Source organism: Nitrosospira sp. Nsp1, from assembly GCF_900100985.1.
In the GTDB taxonomy this organism is placed as follows: domain Bacteria; phylum Pseudomonadota; class Gammaproteobacteria; order Burkholderiales; family Nitrosomonadaceae; genus Nitrosospira.
In genome coordinates, this window is the sequence record NZ_FMUF01000031.1 from 16768 (window position 1) to 34965 (window position 18198).

Below are 18198 nucleotides of genomic sequence, written 5' to 3' on the forward strand. Positions count from 1 at the left end.
TGAAAGAGTGGCGTAGTTATTCATACGCCCGACTGAACGAAATTTTCATACAAAACAAAAGACCAGCAAGGGCACGCGTCAATTTATGAAACATCCGGGTTAAAAATTGAAGTAAAGAAATATCGAGCTCGTCGTTACCATCGTGCAATACATGGCAATGCAAAACAGCAGCAGCGCTCCCGATAGTTTTGCGGTCCCATGGCCGTCCACCATCAGCTCGAAAGAGTTCTTCCGGCTGATGATTCCCAGCGTAAGCAGGATCGCCGTGAAGCAGAACACGTTCGCGGCAAGACCGGCAGGCAACCACCTCAGGAGATGATCGGAAAACCAGCCGCCCCACATCAGGCCGCTGGTTTGCACGTCCATTGCTGAAAAATGAAGGAGCGAACCCACATCCGCCATTCCACGTATGACCCTGAGCGCATCTTCTAGGGTATTGGCCCGAAAGAAAATCCACGTAAAATTGATGAAGTTGAATGTCAACAGCCATGCCAATGCTTTCGGCATACGCAGGCCCAGCCCGCTCCATGCCCGATGCAGAACGAGTGCGACACCGTGAAACGCGCCCCACATCACGAACATCCAGCTTGCACCGTGCCAGAGGCCGCCCAATATGAAGGTTGCCATGAGGTTCAGGTAAACCCGGGGGGTGGAGCAACGATTGCCGCCCAGCGGAATATAGAGGTAATCGCGCAGGTAGCGGCTGAGCGTAATGTGCCACCTTCGCCAGAAATCTTGGATATCCAATGCCTGGTACGGAGAATTGAAATTGATGGGCAGCCAGATGTTGAACAGCAACGCTGCCCCGATCGCCATGTCACAGTAGCCGCTAAAATCGAAATAAAGCTGAAAGGTATAGGAGAGGCTGGCTGCCCAGGCACTGAAAAAATCAAGCGCCGTTTCGCCATCGAACCCGGCATTTGCCCAGATTGCAAAGGTGTCCGCAATGACCACTTTCTTGAACAAGCCGATGCTGAAAATGAATAGCCCGAGGGCAATATTGCGGTAGCGCACCGCCAGGTTCCAGCGCGATTTGAACTGTGTCATCATCTCATGGTGATGCAGAATGGGACCTGCTATCAAATGAGGAAAGAAAGTGACAAACAGTGCGTAATTCAGGAAATCATATTCCCTGGCCTCGCCGCGATAACTGTCGACGAGATAGGCGATTTGCGTGAAGGTAAAGAAACTGATGCCCAGCGGCAGCAAAATATCGGGCAAGGCAAGGCCGACATTGAAAGCGGCATTGATGTTATCCGTCAGAAAATTGGCGTACTTGAAGTATCCAAGCAAGCCAAGGTTTGCGACAATACCGCCAGCCAGAACAAGACGGGGCGGGAACCGCGAATATCCTGCCGCAAAGTTCGAAGAAAGATGAGTGCCGACAGCGAAGTTGAATAATATGGACCCGACGAGAATCGGCAGGTATGCCATGTTCCAATACGCATAAAAAAAAAGGCTTACCGCCACCAGCCACGCCTTGCCCGCGAGGACAAGCCGCATTCGATTCAATGCGAAGTAACCGAGGAACGCGATCGGTAGAAACAGCAGAATGAACTTCGGTGAGCTAAAAATCATCTGTGTATGGCTCTTCCATGGATTAGCCGGGGCGTTTTATTGCACCGGCGTTTTTACAGGCGATCCCACGCTCGCCCGTATCTCATCTTGTTCCTGACCAGGCTGCGTTAACGCGGCGCCTTCCAGCCCCGTCCTGATAATAAACTCTCGGCGATCATAAAAAAATTTTTGACGCGGGTAAGTGCAGCCGGACCAGGCTCGGCCAAGGTTTACCCTAAATGGGCGAGAAGTCGTTAATCCCCATCTGCGTCTTGCAATGTTCGGATACGCTGCCACTGAAGAACTGACAAGTACCAACCCTGATATACACCGGACCGGCGTGAAATGGGAAAGCGGCATGAAAAGTGAGGCTGGCTGAATAGGGCTGAATCAGGCTGTGCGCCACCCGGCAACGTATACTGATTGCCCTATCAAAAAATTATACACCTTTGAAGCTCAACGTCGAGGCGCTATTTTAAAATATGCTTCCGTACGGTTTTCAGCAGGATAGTGGAGCGTAGCGCAACCCATTAAAAGCACGCAACACCACACATTAACCACGACCGGATACCGGCGCGACGCCAGCGTGGTAGGGTATGAGAATAGCCAAATGATGGGTTGCGCTACGCTCCACCCACCCTTGTATGATCGAAATTGTTCTAATTTTGGTTAAGGTGCAAGTAAGATCATCAGTTCACTGGAGAAGCCGTCCCATCCTGAAACCAGGTCGGGCTGTGCCCGACATGGTTTCCTGATCGTCGGGCACAGCCCGACCTACATAAGCTGAGCAGTCGTCAAGCTGAGAATGGTGCAGAGGCATATTTTAAGATGAGGGGAAATACAACTGGCGTCGGCGATACCGGGTTATCCGCTTTGAATCATCCGTCTTCGGCAATTCCGTCAAGGATCCCCCACATCGCATCTGTGGATTTAATGCGTGGACTGGTCATCGTCCTCATGGCGCTGGATCATGTGCGCTGGTATTTCCTGGATGCGGATTTTAGTCCTACCGATCTTTCGCGCACGGATTCCGCCCTGTTTCTCACCCGCTGGGTGACGCATCTTTGCGCGCCGACCTTTGTCTTCCTGGCGGGCACCAGCGCCTTTTTATCGGCCGCTCACAACCCGGACCGCCATCAACTTGCCGCTAGATTGCTCACCCGAGGGCTCTGGCTTGTCATTCTCGAGCTTACGGTTGTCCGCTTTGCCTGGTTTTTCAATCTGGACTATAGCCAAATGGATTTGCAGGTCATTTGGGCCTTGGGGTGGTCGATGGTCGTGCTGGCCGGGCTCGTCCATATGCCTTTGTGGTCGATCGCCGTTCTGGGTATCGGCATGATTGCCGGGCACAACCTGCTGGATGGTATACGGATCGAGGATTTCGAAATGGCGGACGGATCGCTCGGATGGCAGGGATGGGTGTTAAGCGTGCTCCATATTCCGCGCTTTCCGGTAGTGTATCCCCTCATCCCCTGGATCGGCGTGATGGCGGCGGGCTACGCCTTCGGCCCTTTGATGCTGATGACGCCGAGGATAAGGAAACAACTGGCACTTGTATCCGGTGCCGTCCTCGTCGCGGCCTTCGTCACTTTACGCGCCTGCAATACCTATGGCGACCCTTCGTCCTGGTCCACTCAGGAAACAACCTTGCTCACGCTTTTTTCTTTTCTGAATACAACAAAATATCCCCCTTCCCTGCTGTTCCTGCTGATGACCCTGGGGGGCATGTTCATCCTGCTTTCGGTATTCGAGCGGCGACATGGGCTCGTGGGAAATTTTTTCATCACCTTCGGACGCGTGCCCCTGTTTTTTTATGTTCTCCATCTATATGTCATTCATGGTCTGGTTATTGTATTCGGCTATGCGATAAGCGGCGATATCAGCTCATTCATGACGATTCCGGTTTTTTTTCCGCCCTGGTGGGGCTTTAGTCTCCCCATCGTCTATTTGATCTGGGTTGCGATAACAGCGCTACTCTATCCGGTTTGCCGATGGTTCGCCGCTATCAAGTCAAGGCATAGAGGAAGATGGTGGACCTATTATGTCTAGCGCGCAGCCATCTTCAATTCATCTGCACAGGCTGCTCGCAGGCACAATGCCATAAACCGGATGGCGGACGCAGCATTACCGGTCAGACGGTAATGACGGTTTTCCCGAAATGATCCTCGGTCTGATTGAACTGATAGGCATAGGCATAGTTTGCGTGGTCGAACGGGAATGTGCGGGTAATCACCGGATGCAATCCGGAAGTGGCAATGGCAAGATTCATTGCGCGGAACATGTCGGCAGAACCGACATTGATACCATACATACGTATCGAGCGCAGTATCAACGGTAAAGGATCAATTTTCCCGAAACCCGCCATCAGCCCGATCAACGTTACCATTCCGCCAAAACGCGCCGCCCTCAGGGAGCGTTCAAGCGTCTGTGCGCCTCCCACTTCCACCACGATATCCACGCCTCGTCCATCAGTGAGTTTCATGACTTCCTCATCCCACTCCGGCGTATTCTCGTAATTGATAAGATAATCGGCTCCCATTGCCCTGGCCCGCTCCAGCTTCTCGTCGCTGCTTGAAGTCTGTATGACGATTGCGCTGTGCAACTTCGCGAACTGCAAAGCGAACAGGCTTACCCCGCCCGTACCCAGCAGGAGCACGGTCTGGCCCGCCCGAATGCGTCCGGCCTTGACCAGCGCATGCCATGCGGTCACGCCGGCATTCGGCAGGGTTGCCGCTTCCTGGTAAGACAGATGCTCCGGAAACGGTATGACCGCACGTTGGGGAAGCACCACATATTCGGCCAGCATGCCATCGAGCGGTCCGCCAAGCGAGCGTTGAAAGATTTCCTGCGTCAATGGGCCCGATACCCAGTCGGGAAAAAAGCACCCTGCAACGCGATCGCCCACCTTGACGGTTGTGACGCTTATCCCGATCTCAACCACATCACCGGCGCCATCCGAAAGCGGAATGACGCAAGGCTTCACCCCAACCGGATACTGGCCATGGGCCACGATATAATCGCGAAAATTCAGCGAAGCGGCGCGTACTCGAATCAGCACCTCGTCGGGGCCCGGTTCGGGTTTCTCAAGATTACAGCGCAACATCAGGCCGCCTATGCCGCAAGTATCCTCAAGTTGAAAAGCTTTCATCGGACGATATCCCCTATATGCTCTACCGATAATCCCAAATCCGGTAGTTGACCGCTCATTTAATAGATCAGTGTTATGATTAATAACAATATTTCATATTATTTGGCACTCACCTTCCGGGTGAGACCGCTACAACCACCGGATTCAGGTTAATACCGCCCAGGCACGGCATTGTTGACAGCACACCTTCCGGCAACAATCACGGCTGTTTGCCGGAACCAGAACTTCCAGCATCCACACCTATTCTTCTACCATCGCCCGCCGCCGCCGTATGTGCGTTAGTGAACGAAGTAATAAAGCTTCCTTTGCTAGACTTCGGTTTTCCAAATTAATGAAAGGTGTTCTCATGGGCGACGATCTGTTTCAATTCCCGATAACCGGCTGGGAAGTCAAAACTGAGCCACTCGATGGCTTGCTCTCTGTTCGCTTTCCATTTTTATCTCATGAGCAGCAAAAGCTGGCCGAAGCTGACCCGGGCAGACCTTACGTCATGCAGGCAGAGCAAGCTCGCGAACTCCGGGACGCGTTATCCAGGGCAATCGAGCGAATGAGCGACCAGGAGTATCCATCTCCCTCATTCATGGAAATGCCGAGCGATCTGTCGATCTACTGATCGCGTCGCAATCGTTGCGCAATCGGGGTCGTGCAAAACCACGACTCGAATCCAACTTTTCCTGTCCAGATAGCAACACACCCCTCGCGCGGCCTCTGAAGTGACACTCGAAGCTCCGTCAAACCGGCTCGACCGGCCCGTGGACGAGGCGAACGACCATATCCTGGGTCCGCCGGATGCCGAGATCACGCTGGTCGAATACGGCAGCTACGGCGATCAGCCCTCCAGCGCAGCCCACGAGCGCGTCGTCAAGATGCGTCACCGGTTCGGCAGTCGTTTGCGCTACGTATTTCGTCACCGCCCCGTGCCGGGGAGCGATATCGCGCGCCATGCAGCCGAGCTGGCGGAATCATACGCCGACGATCCAGCGCACTTCTGGAACGTGCATGTCGCGCTGATGGCGCGTTCAAACAAGCTGACCAAAGAAGACCTCAACACCCTCGCCGCGGATTTGAGCCTCGGTGTCGACACCGCGCCACAAGAAGACGACACAGTCGCCCGAGCCGCGGCGCGGGTGGATGCGGATATCGAAAGTGCGGCCGAGAGCGGTGTCGCCGTTACACCGACCTTTTTCATCAATGACCGGCGCTACGACGGCCCGTGGGATGCGGGTTCTCTTTCCGAGGCGATGCTTGGGTCGCTGGGTCATGTAGTCCACTCGGCTGCACTGGACTTTGCCAAATGGGCGCCCTCGACCGGCATCATGCTGCTGCTGGCCACCGCGCTCGCAGTCATGCTGAGCAATTCCATGATCGGCCCGGGCTTCAATGATTTATGGAATCAACCCCTGGGATTTATTTTCGCCGGTGCCGGGTTCGAGCTCTCTCTGCGGCATTGGATAAATGACGGACTGCTCGTCATTTTCTTCCTGGTCGTGGGGTTGGAGATCAAGCGGGAATTCACCGTTGGCCATCTTGCGAGCCAGCGCGCCGCGATGTTGCCGATTGCCGCCGCCATTGGTGGTATGGCTGTGCCCGCCATGCTGTACCTGATACTGGTGCCCGAGGGTCCGGCAGGGGCATGGTCGCTGGGCTGGGGCGTGCCGATGGCAACAGACACAGCCTTTGCGGTCGCGTTGATTGCCATGATGGGCAGGCGCGTTCCCATAGAGCTTCGCGTTTTTCTCACTGCGGCCGCTATTGTCGATGATATTGGCGCCATCATCGTCGTAGCGATCTTTTATTCCGGCAACCTCCACTTCAGCTATCTTGCCGGCGCGGCCGCAATCGTGGGACTGCTGGCACTGCTCAACAAGGGCGGCATATACCGCGCATCTCCCTATGTCTTGCTCGGCATCGGTTTATGGATATGCGTATATTCCAGTGGAATACATGGCACCCTGGCTGGCGTTATTCTTGCCGTCTTCATTCCGACCCGGCCACCCCCCAATCTTCGGGCTCTGATGCTGCAAGCCGATGCTATCCTGACTGCGGAAACGCAGCGCGGCAAAGAAGTTCTGCGGTACGGGCCTTCCGAACCCTCTCTGGAAGCGTTGGATGCGATCCATGACCGGCTCGAATCACCTGCCGACCGTATGCTCCGTCATGTTGCACCGAGATCGAGCTTTCTGGTGCTGCCGGTGTTCGCCCTGGCTAATGCGGGGGTAGCAGTCGATACTGATGTATTCAGCGACCACTTGCCATTGATGATGGGTACGGCCATGGCACTGGTGATCGGCAAGCCGCTCGGGTTTATTGCCGCTACCGCCGCCACAGTATGGCTGGGTATCGCAGCCAAGCCGGCCAATTACTCCTGGCGGCAATTGGCCGGCGCCGGCGCACTGGCCGGAATCGGCTTTACCATGTCTCTATTCATAGCAAGCCAGGCTTTTCCCCAGGAAAGCGATTATGCTGCCGTCAAGATTGCGATTTTCTTGGGCTCGATTTTTTCGGCGATTATTGGCGTAGCAATATTATGGAATGGGCGATCCGACCCGGATTCCCGGTAGAAAACCGCCGTGCTCGGTGCGAAACGCGCATCCCTGACATGGTTTCATGGCGGAGTATGGCTTTTCACGTCGATTATTTAAAAAGTCCTCTTCGCTTCGCGCTTCGCTCATCGGTGAGGTACCGAACAGACGAACAGCGATCCATGATGCAATGTGGTCGTTTTTTCCACAAATCGATCATTCGCTATTTATCCTGAGTCCGGCTGTTGGACCAGGTGAAGCTCACGGTAAACGAAAAATCCGCTTCCGTTATCGCGCTTGGTCGACAAATGATCGGTCAACTGCCGGATTCAGGATTTTCCCGCAAGCAACCTTTCTTACCATATGAGGAGAGATTATGACAATCAAGAAAGCATGGGCCGTCTGGAAAGGCGGCATCAAGGACGGAGGCGGTACCATTTCCACTGAAACCGGCGTACTCAAGGAAGCGCCTTATGGTTTCAAATCCAGATTCGAAAATGGCAAAGGAACGAATCCCGAAGAGCTGATCGGCGCTGCGCACGCCGGCTGTTTTTCAATGGCGCTTTCGTTAATGCTCGGCGAAGCGGGCCTGACGCCGGAGAAGATCGAAACGCATGCCGAGGTTACGCTCGACAAGGCAGGGGAAGGGTTCGAAATTACCGCGAGCCATCTTACCGTATCGGCAAAAATTCCCGGTGCGAATAAAGCGCAGTTTGAGGAGATTGCTAACAAGGCCAAAGTCGGATGCCCTGTATCCAAACTCCTGAAGGCAAAGATCACGATGGATGCCAGACTGGAGCCCTAGCAGCCTGTCGGACTTGAAGGAAATCGGGAAAGTGCCGCGCTGTACCACGGCAACCCGAACCTGCTTTTGATTCCAGCTTGGTCAAGGGGACCGTGACGCTGTTTTTCAGGCTGAGTCATAACCTTGATCGCTGGCGAGGCTTGTACCGATCGCATTCACGTTATTCGCGTTAGCACAGCATAGCCAGCAATCCTGCGACTTAAAGATGTGCATGTTTTCGCGCAGGCTGAACGGTCCACCTTGCAATATCAACAGAAAACAGCCCGCCGCGGGATCGTTGCTGCCGGGCTACAGGCACCGCTGCCGGGGAGAGAAGTCAGGTCATTCTCCCGAGGTGCAATCTTACCGGGTTTCGGCAGGTTGCCTATTGGACTGAAGTACACCCCGGAACCGAGGTCTTCATGGACAAGAAACAGATTTTGTCAGCTTGCTGCATTACGGTTTGCCTCAGCCTTTTCTTCGATGCCGATCCCTCCTTCGCACAAAAACCGCTAAAGCGCGGTGCGCAGTCCACCGTACAGCCTGCTGCAGAAACGGGTTCGCCGGAGCCATCCGGTAATGATCTATGGGCGCTTACCGAAAGCAGGTTATTCAACGGAGAAGTGCACAAAATTTCCATCCGCATGAACCAGGCTGTCTGGAACCGGCTTCACAAAGACGAGAAGAACAATGGATGCCGTAAGGCCGCCAATGTCAAATGGGCCCATGCGCGCGACTTCACATTCAATGACGTTACCATGCGTAATGTCGCTATCAAGGTGCGCGGCAACAGTTCGCGCTGCATTCCGCGATTGCAATTCAGCATTTCATTCGACAAGGCAAAGGGCGTTTATACCCGGCAAGGAAGCGAGGACTGGCACGAGGTCAATTACGACGAGCAGACCGGGGCAGCAATCAAGGCCCGTACCTTGCATGGCCTCGAAGAGTTGAGCCTGCGCCGCAGCTACAACGACTCGAGCAGCGAGCACGACAGCGGTAACGGTATGCTGGCACGCGAATTCGTCGCAACGTGGGCCGGCGCCAAGACGGAGGACACCGCCAGAACCACGCTTCGAGGTCCCCCCGCTTACCGTACCGCTTACGCGCTCGTCGAGTTCCAGTTCTGCACCAACGACGCGGATAATGCCTGCAATAACCGCTTTGTTCGCGCTTACCTTATCGCCGAACCCCTCGACAAGGGTTTCTTCAAAATGCGCTATGACGACGAGAAACCTACCTTCTTCTCAATGGCGCATGGTTGCGCACTCAAGGTCGGCAACGGAAACGAGGGCTTTACCTATCCCTGCCTCGAACCCGAATATATGGATGGGAAAAAGATCGACGAGGCAAATGCGGAAGACCTGCTGAAGGCCCTCGCTCACATCAACGGAACCGATGGCCTCAAGGCACGTGTGGATGCCGCCGCCAGCCCATCGGAACTTGGCAAAGTTCTCGATCTCGATTCGATCATGAATTACGCGGCATTCGCCACAACCGTGGGCCATTGGGATAGCGCCTATGGAAATTTCAATAACGATGTGCTGTACTTTCATGCGCCGAGCGGTAAATGGAAACTTATCGTCTGGGATGTGGACAACACGTTCGACTATGATGGTCCTGGTGGCACGGCGCGCAGCTATTCGTATGCCGAGGTTGCCAACGCACCTCGCATACTGTTCGATAAATTGTTTGGCACGCCCGAACTCGATGCGAAATTCAGAAAGCGCCTTGGCGATTATCTGACCACGCTCTACGGTTCAAATGGTGCGGATAGCCTGCTCAAGAACAAAATCATCGATGTGCGTGACCGCTATATCATCAAGACCAACGATGAACTGCCCAGCGGCGAGCAACAAAACATTCAGCGTGCGCAAGAGATGATCGACTATGCGAAGCAACGCTTGCGAGTGCTGAGAAACCAGCCACGAGCAACCAGATCCGAGGGGCGAAACCAGATGGAAATACGGGAGTAGCGTGAATAAGCTTACCTTTAGCCACCCGGTAACCACATCGCGGTTCCCCGCACGGCTGGCCCTTGCCACCTGCACGTATGTCTTCGCCATGCTGGGAGGTCTTGGCAATGCGTTCTCCGCCCCGAATGATATTGCCGGAGATCCGAAGAAAGCGCTGACCGTGGCGGAACAATATAACTTGCCCATCGCTGAAGTTTCTGGACTCGCCATCGTGCGGTCGATAAAAAACGAAGAAAGGGGAACAAACGAGGATAGCATCAACCTCTACGCCATTGGCGACAAGAACTACGAAGTTGCCAACTTTCGCGCCAACGGCATTCCGGACGCAATCATGGATGTGCATGATGTCGCGCCTGTCATCGGCGAAGATAAAAAGGATGCGTCCCAGTGGGAAGCCATTGCGGCGGATGGGAAAGATACAATCTGCATGTTGAGTGAAACCCGCAGCGAAATTTCCTGCCTCGACCACGGCCTGCAGCAGGATCGCGGAAGTTTCAGCCTGGATACCTCCAGCATCAGCGACCTCGATTCAGCCTGGAAAGCACGCCCCGGCTCGCGCGGGGAAGGAATGATACTCATGAAAAAGGGACACGTCCTTGTCCTCAAGGAAAAGGAGCCGCCCATGCTTGTCGAATTCGGCCCGGAGGGGGACGCGCCCATGGGCTATGGCCCGAGTACATTTCTTCAGGCAGGTGAAGCATTCGCGGGACTTCAGCCGGTTGACCCGGACAAAGCTGATCAGCCAGGCCAGCCCGATCGTCGTGCATCCCCGCAACGCCTGGTAGCGCTGAAGACATGGAAATTTTCAGCACGCTTGAGCGATCTCGCCAAAGATGCAAGCGAGATCACGCTCGGGCCCGATGGACGTGTTTACCTGCTATCGCAGGAGGGATCAGCCTTGATCCGGCTGGAAAGAATGCTGAAGCCCGACGAAAACAAGGTCGGGGTGGATCACGGCGCTTACTGGAAGCTTCCAGCCGGGCTCGAAAAGGCCGAAGGACTGGTGATCGACACCCACATGCGCCCATGGATCGGCATCGACATCAAGCAAACCCACAAGCCCAATCTTTTCCGGCTATCGCCCATTGAGGCAGCGGCGCCCGCAGCCCCCGAATAGGGTAACCCTCCGCCTTGAGAGATCGTCACACCCATAACCCCCATCATCAAACAGCCGATGAAAATCGGACGCGCTATTCGCTCACCCGTTCACCCAAGCCACGCTTGTGCGGGTTTAAACGAACATACAGGAGAACCGGATATGACAAAGAAGAAAATCGAAATCAAGTGGTTGAGCGAACCGGAAGAACACGACTACCCAGCGGCCACGTCATATTTGAGCCTGCTATATGATGAGTCCGTTATCGATGCGTATGTAGAGAAGTTGAAGCGCGCTTCCACATCGGCGTTCAAGGCAAAAGATATCTTCAGGGCATCTGGTCTCCCGCTGGTTGGGGTCAGCAATGCACACGTCGAAAAAGATCAACAGAAAATAGAGTCGGGGCAAGCGCTCGCTCCGCTTCTATTAATACGAGACTCGACCAATGGCAAGGTTATCATTGCCGACGGCTATCACCGGTTGTGCGCGATCTACTCGTATGATGAGGACGCTATCATTTCCTGTAAAATCGCGTAGACAAGTTTTCGATTAAAAATACCCGGCGCGGCGCTGACTGTCCCGCTCCCGCTACGGCCCTTTTTGGAATCCCTGAAAGAACCAGACAGTCCAAACCTGCTGATACGTTTATGACTGCCGCAATTCACGCTTCAGAACTTTGCCGGTCGCGCTGGTGGGCAGGTGATCACGAAACTCGACATGCCTGGGATACTTGTAAGCGGCAAACTCCTCCTTGCACCAGGCCACGAGTTCCTTCTCGGTGGTTTCCATGCCGGCTTTCCTCACGACGAAGGCTTTTATTTCCTCGCCCAGTTTCTCGTCGGGTATACCGACTACCGCCACCAGCGATACCGATGGATGGGTCATCATGACTTCTTCCAGCTCGCGTGGATAGACGCTGTAGCCGCCGCGCAGGATCATGTCTTTTTTTCGGTCGACTATCGACAGATAACCCTCTTCATCGAGGATGCCGATGTCACCGGTATGAAACCAGCCATTGCGCATGGCCTCGGCGGTGGCCTCGGGGCGCTTGTAGTAGCCCTTCATGACGTTGTGGCCCCGGATCAGCACCTCCCCTCTCTCGCCCATTGGAACAGGCCGATCATTATCATCGGCGCATATGATATCCACGCCCCAGAGCGCCTGGCCGACCGTACCCGGTTTGGAGGGCTTGTCCACATGGTTGAAGGAAGCGACAGGTGCCGTTTCGGATAACCCATACCCTTCCATGATCCTGACGCCGAACATTCCTTCGAATTGTTTCATCACATCCACCGGCATGGGTGCGCCGCCGGAAGACGCCAGGCGCAGACTGGCCGCGATCGGCGCAATGTCGATATCGTTGGCGGCAGCGTAATGCAACAAGGCATGAAACATGGTGGGAACGCCCGTCCAGAAATTCACCTTGTCGCGTTTCATCACTTCCAGTACCGCACCTGCCTCGAAGCGCGGCATGAGCGTCAGCGTAGCGCCGGCCAGCAGATTGGCGTTCATCTGCGCTTGCTGGGCAGTGGCGTGGAACAGGGGCAAAGTAATCAGTACAACATTTTCGGCATCCGCACCCGTTTCCATCACCGTAGCGACCAGATCACGCACAACCATCGCGTTCATCAGCAGGTTCATGTGGCTTAACTCCGCACCTTTAGGCTGGCCCGTGGTTCCAGAGGTGTAGAGTATGACAGCGGTGTCGTCGGCCTGCGGCGCATGGGCGGCGAATGTCGGCGGCTGGTTATGCATCAACTGCCCTAATGTCCTGGCCCCTTCGATAGGCGTGGGTGATGCCGGATTGGCCGTGATGACAATCAGGTGCTCGCATTGCGGCGCTGTGTCGAATGCGGTTTTGCCCATCTGGCCCATCGGCAACTCGGCTGTGCCTTCAAAGCAAAGAAACGCCTTGGCTTCGCTATCTTGCAGGTGATAGGCAATTTCACGCGGCTTGAGCAATACATTTAGGGTAACTACTACCGCGCCTGCCTTGATTATCCCGTAGTAGGCCATCGGGAAATACGGCAGATTCGGGCAGGACAGGGCAACATGGTCGCCCGGCTTAATGCCGAGGTTCACCAACCCATTGGCGATCATATTAGCCATCGCGTTAAGTTGACCGTAGGAAAAACGCCGGTCATTGTAAATAACTGCTGTGCGATCCGAACGCTTGCGCGCGTGATCTTCGATAATGGAAACCATGCTGAGTGTCGTTGCTGCGTGGGCAATCATTGAGGCTAGCTCCGTATAAAATAGAAAATTACATGAAATACCGGGAATCCACGTGCCAACGCGACCAGCACGACCAACGCAACGACAGGTGGCAGTTGCGCAACTGCCTCACCGGAATATTCATGCGCGTGACGAGGAAAAGCGTGACAATGATCGCGATAACGCTGGAAACGGCTGAGTTTAACCTCGAACGTACAAGGTAGTGCTCGCATTATGTATTTTTTTACGTTTACTCTGGACTACAAAAGAAGATGAACTAAAATATTAGATACATGGCTTATCGGATGAAGTTTTAGAAAACCATCAGGGAGAGTCCAACCGGCATTGGATTTCATGGAATGCGTGTGGAAGCCTTGATTCCGTTTTTTCGGCCGGAAATCGAATTCGTTTATTTTCACGATTCGTTTCCTGATGATTCAGGTTATGTTTGTGCTACCCGCCGTTGTAAATCCGGCATGAATACCTTCTGTTCCGTGTGACAATAAGCCCTGCCCATCACTGGAAAACAATAATTATGGCTTCACCTCACGAAAATGTCAGCATGGCGGTATTCTGCGACTTCGAAAACGTTGCACTTGGCGTGCGCGACGCAAAATACGATAAGTTCGACATCAAGCCGATACTCGAGCGTCTCTTGCTCAAAGGCAGCATTGTCATCAAGAAGGCTTATTGCGACTGGGATCGTTACAAGAGCTTCAAGTCCACGATGCATGAAGCCAATTTCGAACTGATCGAAATCCCGCATATACGCCAGTCAGGCAAGAACTCGGCCGACATCCGCCTGGTGGTGGACGCACTGGACCTTTGCTACACCAAATCGCACGTCAATACCTTTGTCATCATCAGCGGGGATTCCGATTTCTCGCCGCTGGTCTCCAAGCTGCGCGAGAATGCCAAACAGGTAATAGGCGTCGGCGTCAAGCAATCGACCTCTGACCTGCTGATCGCAAATTGCGACGAATTCATTTTTTATGACGATCTGGTACGCGAGAGCCAGCGAGCGGCCAAACGCGACACAGAGGAAGTGCAGCCCGAGGCCAGGCGTTCGCCCGATGAGGAAAAGCACCGCAAGGAAGAACTGGAAGCACGCAAGAGCCGGGCGATAGGAATAGCGGTGGAAACCTTCGATGCCCTGGTGTCGGAGCGCGGAGACAGCGGCAAGATCTGGGCATCCGCGCTAAAACAGGCAATCAAGCGACGCAAGCCCGATTTCAATGAGTCCTACTTTGGCTTCCGCGCCTTTGGCAACTTGCTCGACGAGGCGCAGCTGCGCGGTTTACTTGAACTGGGCCGTGACGAGAAATCCGGCACCTACGTTTATCGCAGCAGCGGTGGGATGGCCCCCAGCAAGGCGGTAACGGAGCAGACGCCAGACATACCGGTAGCGGAAGTGGTAGCAGAAGCAAAAGCCGAAACCAAGCCATCGGAGACCGTGGAGGCTCGCGGCAAACAGGAGGCGGCACACAAGAAACGTGGGGAGCGCAAACCGGCGGAAAAAAAGGCAAAGACCAGAGTGCCGAAGACGACCGGCAAGCCTCCTTTGCCCGAAGCAGTCGATGCGCCTGATGGGCTTGATTTGGCTGCTTCCCTGGCAGCGCCCGATTCGACTGCCTCCTCAGCCAAGCCCGATACAGCCGATGTGCCTGTGCCCGATGCGGCGCCGGCACCACAAGCACCTACCGAACCAGCGGCTCAAGCCACGCCTAAAGAAGCAGCGGCCCGGACCCCGCGCAAACCTGCCGCCCCCTCCCGTCGCCGGCGTAAACCGGAAGTGGCGCCCGACAGCAGCGCTTGAGATGGCCAGCTACTTTCTGCCTGATTGAAACCACTTGAACCGTTGGCTGCTATCGGGACATCAGGGTCAGCCTTTCCCCGACCCGCCGCTTCTGAAAACATCTGAAACACGCTGGAAACCCTTGGTTAAGCGCAACACGCATTCCTGCCGTCTTTGCCTGTTCATTCCCGCCGCGAGCAGTCTCATCGCTGCCATAAAATCCGGGCTGCCTCCAGCGGAACTTCCGCGGCCTGGTGGTGGGGTATGAGCCGAATCGCATAGTCCGACTCCGGACGATCCGCCGGCACGGACGCTTGATAGGCAAAACCCGTGGCTGCGGCTATCAGCGGATGCAGACGCGTCATCTCATGGCGCACGGGAATATCGCCGAAAATGGCCTCGGCATGCAGTTCGACCCGCACCGACTCGGGATCGAGGTCATTCAGATATACGTGAACTACAAATTTGTGATACTGGCCGTCGGTCTCGACCTTTAATTCGCCGAAACGCAAGGCAGGCCATTTTCGATCCAGCGCCTGCCGCCAGTTTTCCACCTGTACACCCAGCGCGCCGTTGTCGGCGCTTCGTGCCTGGTAAGCGGCCGCCGCCGGAAGGTAATGGCGCTCTGTGTATTCGCGCACGACGCGATTAGTGGAAAAGCGAGGTGTCAATTGCGCCATGCTCTTGCGCATGCGCGTGACCCAGGCGATGGGAATACCTTGCTCGTCGCGGGTATAGAATTCGGGAATCACCGCGTGCTCAAGCAGATCATAAAGGGCCTCGGCTTCAATCGCGTCCCAGGCAGGATCATCGCCATGCTCTTTGCCATCGCCCAGGGCCCATCCCACTTCCGGGGTGTAGGCTTCCGCCCACCAGCCATCCAGCTCCGACAAATTGATGCCGCCATTGACAAGTACTTTCATTCCGCTGGTGCCACTCGCTTCCCACGGCCGCCGGGGGGTATTGAGCCACACATCCACCCCCTGCACCAATTGTTCGGTCAAATGCATGTCATAGTCGCTCAAAAAGATAACGGAGGCGCGTGCGCCGGTGCGATGAATGAAACGCATCCATTTCTGTATCAGCGCTTTGCCCGCCTCGTCCGCCGGATGCGCCTTGCCGGCCATGACAAGCTGTACCGGGCGCTGCGGGTTAGTCAACAGCCGCAGCAGCCGCTCGGGATCGTGCAGCAGCAGATCCGGTCTTTTGTAGGTCGCAAAGCGGCGCGCAAAACCCAGAGTCAGCGTATCGGGGTCAAACATGCTTTTGGCCGCCTCGACCGCTGCGGGCGGCTCCCCTGTCACAGCAAGTTGCCGGGTGAACCGCTTGCGGATGTACTCGACAAGCGATTTGCGCGCGACACTACGGAATCGCCAGAGATCGATATCGGGGAGACAGAGGATATTCTGTTCCAGCATTTCCGTGGTCCCGCCCCAGCGATTTTCTCCACAGGCCTGCTTCCACAATTTGGCTGCCGGCACCGAATCCCAGGTCGGCACATGAATACCATTGGTCACATGGCCCACAGGCACTTCGCTTGCCGGCCAGCGCGGGAAAACAGGCCCGAAGAGGTGCCTGCTCACTTTTCCGTGCAGGCGGCTCACTCCGTTGACTGCCCCGCTCCCGCGGATGGCGAGATAGGCCATGTTGAAAGGCTCCGACGCATCGTCCGGATTTCCCCGTCCCAGCGCCAGCAGATCGTGGCATGCTATGCCCAGCTCATTCTCGGCATAGCTGGCAAGATATCGCTCGACCAGATCCGGGTCGAAACGATCGAAACCCGCGTCTACTGCCGTATGCGTGGTGAAGAGGTTACCCACTCGCGTGATGGATAACGCTGTCTTGAAGTCATGCCCCATCTCCTCCATGCAGTGCCGGGCGCGCTCCAGGACGGCAAAGGCGGCGTGGCCCTCATTCAGGTGACAGACTTCCGGCCTGATGCCAAGTTCAGCAAGCAATCGCCACCCGCCGATGCCGAGCAAAATCTCCTGCTCGAGCCGCAGCTCCGGGCCGCCTCCGTAAAGCTCGCTGGTGATGCCGCGGTGAGCGGGATAGTTTGCCGCATCATTGCTGTCCAGCAGATACAGCTTCACCCTGCCCACCTGAACCTGCCAGGCACGCAGCCAGACGGAATAGCCCGGCAATTTGATCTCCAGCCGCAACCACTCCCCGTTCTGGCGGCGCAACGGCGTGATAGGCAGTTGACCGGGGTCGTTATAGGGGAAGAGCGCTTGCTGGACGCCGTCCTTGTCGATCACCTGGCGAAAATAGCCCTGTTGATAGAGCAACCCCACGCCAATGACGGGCACGCCCAGATCATTAGCGGCCTTGAGCTGATCTCCGGCTACATTGCCCAGCCCGCCCGAGTAAATGGGAAGCGCTTCGTTCAGCATGAATTCCATGCAAAAGTAGGCAACACACTTCAGAGGCGATTGCGGATAGGTTTGCTGAAACCAGCCGGGTGCGGCTGCCGCCTCATGCCTCTCCCGCGCCAGCTCGGCGACGTTCTTGCTGAACACGGGGTCGGCAAAGACGCTCTGAAGTTTTTCTCGCGACACCGTCTGCAGCACCACCCATGGATTGCGCGTCAAATCCCATAGCGCCGGGTCCAATTGTTCCCATATATGGTCCCCGCTGTGGTCCCATGACGTTCGCATGTCCAGCGCCAGATCGGCCAGGAAGTTATATCCGTCGACATCCTTGGTGGGATGCAGCCGGTAGAGCGGTTTGCGGTCCGACGTCTGGTTTGCCATATATTGACCTCCGGGTTGCTAACGATGGAATTTCTGCAACAGTCACTGAGATAGGTAACGCAATGAAAGGTTTCGGTCAAAAAACAGTTCCCTGAATCCGGCAGTTGTAGCGAGCTCAATAAAAAGGTGAAGATGTTCCGAGGATTACCAAAGGCCAATAGATAGTAACCAGCCCGCAGGATATTCAATTTTCGCAGGATGGGTGGAGCAAAGCGCAACCCATCAGCATGCACACACCAAACAAAACGAATGATGGGTTGTGCTTTGCTCCACCCATCCTTGTATGATTGAAATTGTTCTGATTTTGATTGAAGGTGCAAGTAACATCATCAGTTCACTGGGGAAGCCGTCCCATC

General features: G+C 55.3%; 13 protein-coding genes. 9 read left to right on the plus strand and 4 right to left on the minus strand.

All coding sequences use genetic code 11. The features are described from left to right. Positions 1–99: 99 nt before the first annotated feature. Positions 100–1578, minus strand: a complete 1479-nt coding sequence (locus tag BLP78_RS14220) for an MBOAT family O-acyltransferase (RefSeq protein WP_090460274.1) — start codon at positions 1576–1578, stop codon at positions 100–102. Between the two features lie 807 nt (positions 1579–2385). Here BLP78_RS14220 and BLP78_RS14225 point away from each other — a divergent pair. After that, positions 2386–3606 (plus strand): acetyltransferase domain-containing protein, encoded by a 1221-nt coding sequence (locus tag BLP78_RS14225; protein ID WP_090460276.1) that lies wholly within the window; start codon positions 2386–2388, stop codon positions 3604–3606. Between the two features lie 82 nt (positions 3607–3688). Here the strand turns inward: BLP78_RS14225 and BLP78_RS14230 are convergent, their stop codons facing one another. Further along, complete coding sequence (locus BLP78_RS14230) at positions 3689–4705, minus strand: zinc-dependent alcohol dehydrogenase family protein (protein WP_090460278.1); 1017 nt, start codon at positions 4703–4705, stop codon at positions 3689–3691. A gap of 346 nt (positions 4706–5051) precedes the next feature. Here BLP78_RS14230 and BLP78_RS14235 point away from each other — a divergent pair, with 346 nt between their 5' ends. From BLP78_RS14235 to BLP78_RS14260, 6 genes are all read left to right on the plus strand, one after another. Beyond that, positions 5052–5318 (plus strand): hypothetical protein, encoded by a 267-nt coding sequence (locus BLP78_RS14235; RefSeq protein WP_256330305.1) that lies wholly within the window; start codon positions 5052–5054, stop codon positions 5316–5318. Positions 5319–5418: 100 nt separating this feature from the next. After that, positions 5419–7266: a Na+/H+ antiporter NhaA gene (gene nhaA, locus BLP78_RS14240; RefSeq protein ID WP_090460282.1), complete on the plus strand. Its 1848-nt coding sequence runs from the start codon at positions 5419–5421 to the stop codon at positions 7264–7266. A 337-nt stretch (positions 7267–7603) separates the two neighbouring features. Further along, positions 7604–8032: an OsmC family protein gene (locus BLP78_RS14245; RefSeq protein WP_090460284.1), complete on the plus strand. Its 429-nt coding sequence runs from the start codon at positions 7604–7606 to the stop codon at positions 8030–8032. 401 nt (positions 8033–8433) lie between these two features. Beyond that, the gene (locus BLP78_RS14250; protein ID WP_090460286.1) at positions 8434–9984 is read left to right on the plus strand and encodes a CotH kinase family protein; all 1551 of its coding nucleotides are present in this window, start codon (positions 8434–8436) and stop codon (positions 9982–9984) included. A gap of 1 nt (position 9985) precedes the next feature. Next, positions 9986–11101, plus strand: coding sequence for a hypothetical protein (locus BLP78_RS14255; protein ID WP_090460288.1), 1116 nt, complete (start codon positions 9986–9988; stop codon positions 11099–11101). Positions 11102–11242: 141 nt separating this feature from the next. Then, a complete protein-coding gene (locus BLP78_RS14260) occupies positions 11243–11617 on the plus strand; it encodes a hypothetical protein (protein WP_090460290.1) in 375 nt (124 codons plus the stop codon). A gap of 108 nt (positions 11618–11725) precedes the next feature. Here BLP78_RS14260 and BLP78_RS14265 read toward each other — a convergent pair whose 3' ends face one another. Then, on the minus strand, positions 11726–13315 hold the full coding sequence (locus BLP78_RS14265; protein ID WP_090460292.1) for a long-chain-fatty-acid--CoA ligase: 1590 nt from the start codon (positions 13313–13315) through the stop codon (positions 11726–11728). 32 nt (positions 13316–13347) lie between these two features. Here BLP78_RS14265 and BLP78_RS15675 point away from each other — a divergent pair, with 32 nt between their 5' ends. Both BLP78_RS15675 and BLP78_RS14275 read left to right on the plus strand, forming a co-directional pair. Continuing rightward, positions 13348–13518 (plus strand): hypothetical protein, encoded by a 171-nt coding sequence (locus BLP78_RS15675; protein WP_176752879.1) that lies wholly within the window; start codon positions 13348–13350, stop codon positions 13516–13518. A 311-nt stretch (positions 13519–13829) separates the two neighbouring features. Then, positions 13830–15110: an NYN domain-containing protein gene (locus BLP78_RS14275; protein ID WP_090460297.1), complete on the plus strand. Its 1281-nt coding sequence runs from the start codon at positions 13830–13832 to the stop codon at positions 15108–15110. A 182-nt stretch (positions 15111–15292) separates the two neighbouring features. Here BLP78_RS14275 and glgP read toward each other — a convergent pair whose 3' ends face one another. Further along, positions 15293–17842, minus strand: coding sequence for an alpha-glucan family phosphorylase (gene glgP / locus BLP78_RS14280; RefSeq protein ID WP_090460299.1), 2550 nt, complete (start codon positions 17840–17842; stop codon positions 15293–15295). Positions 17843–18198: the final 356 nt, after the last annotated feature.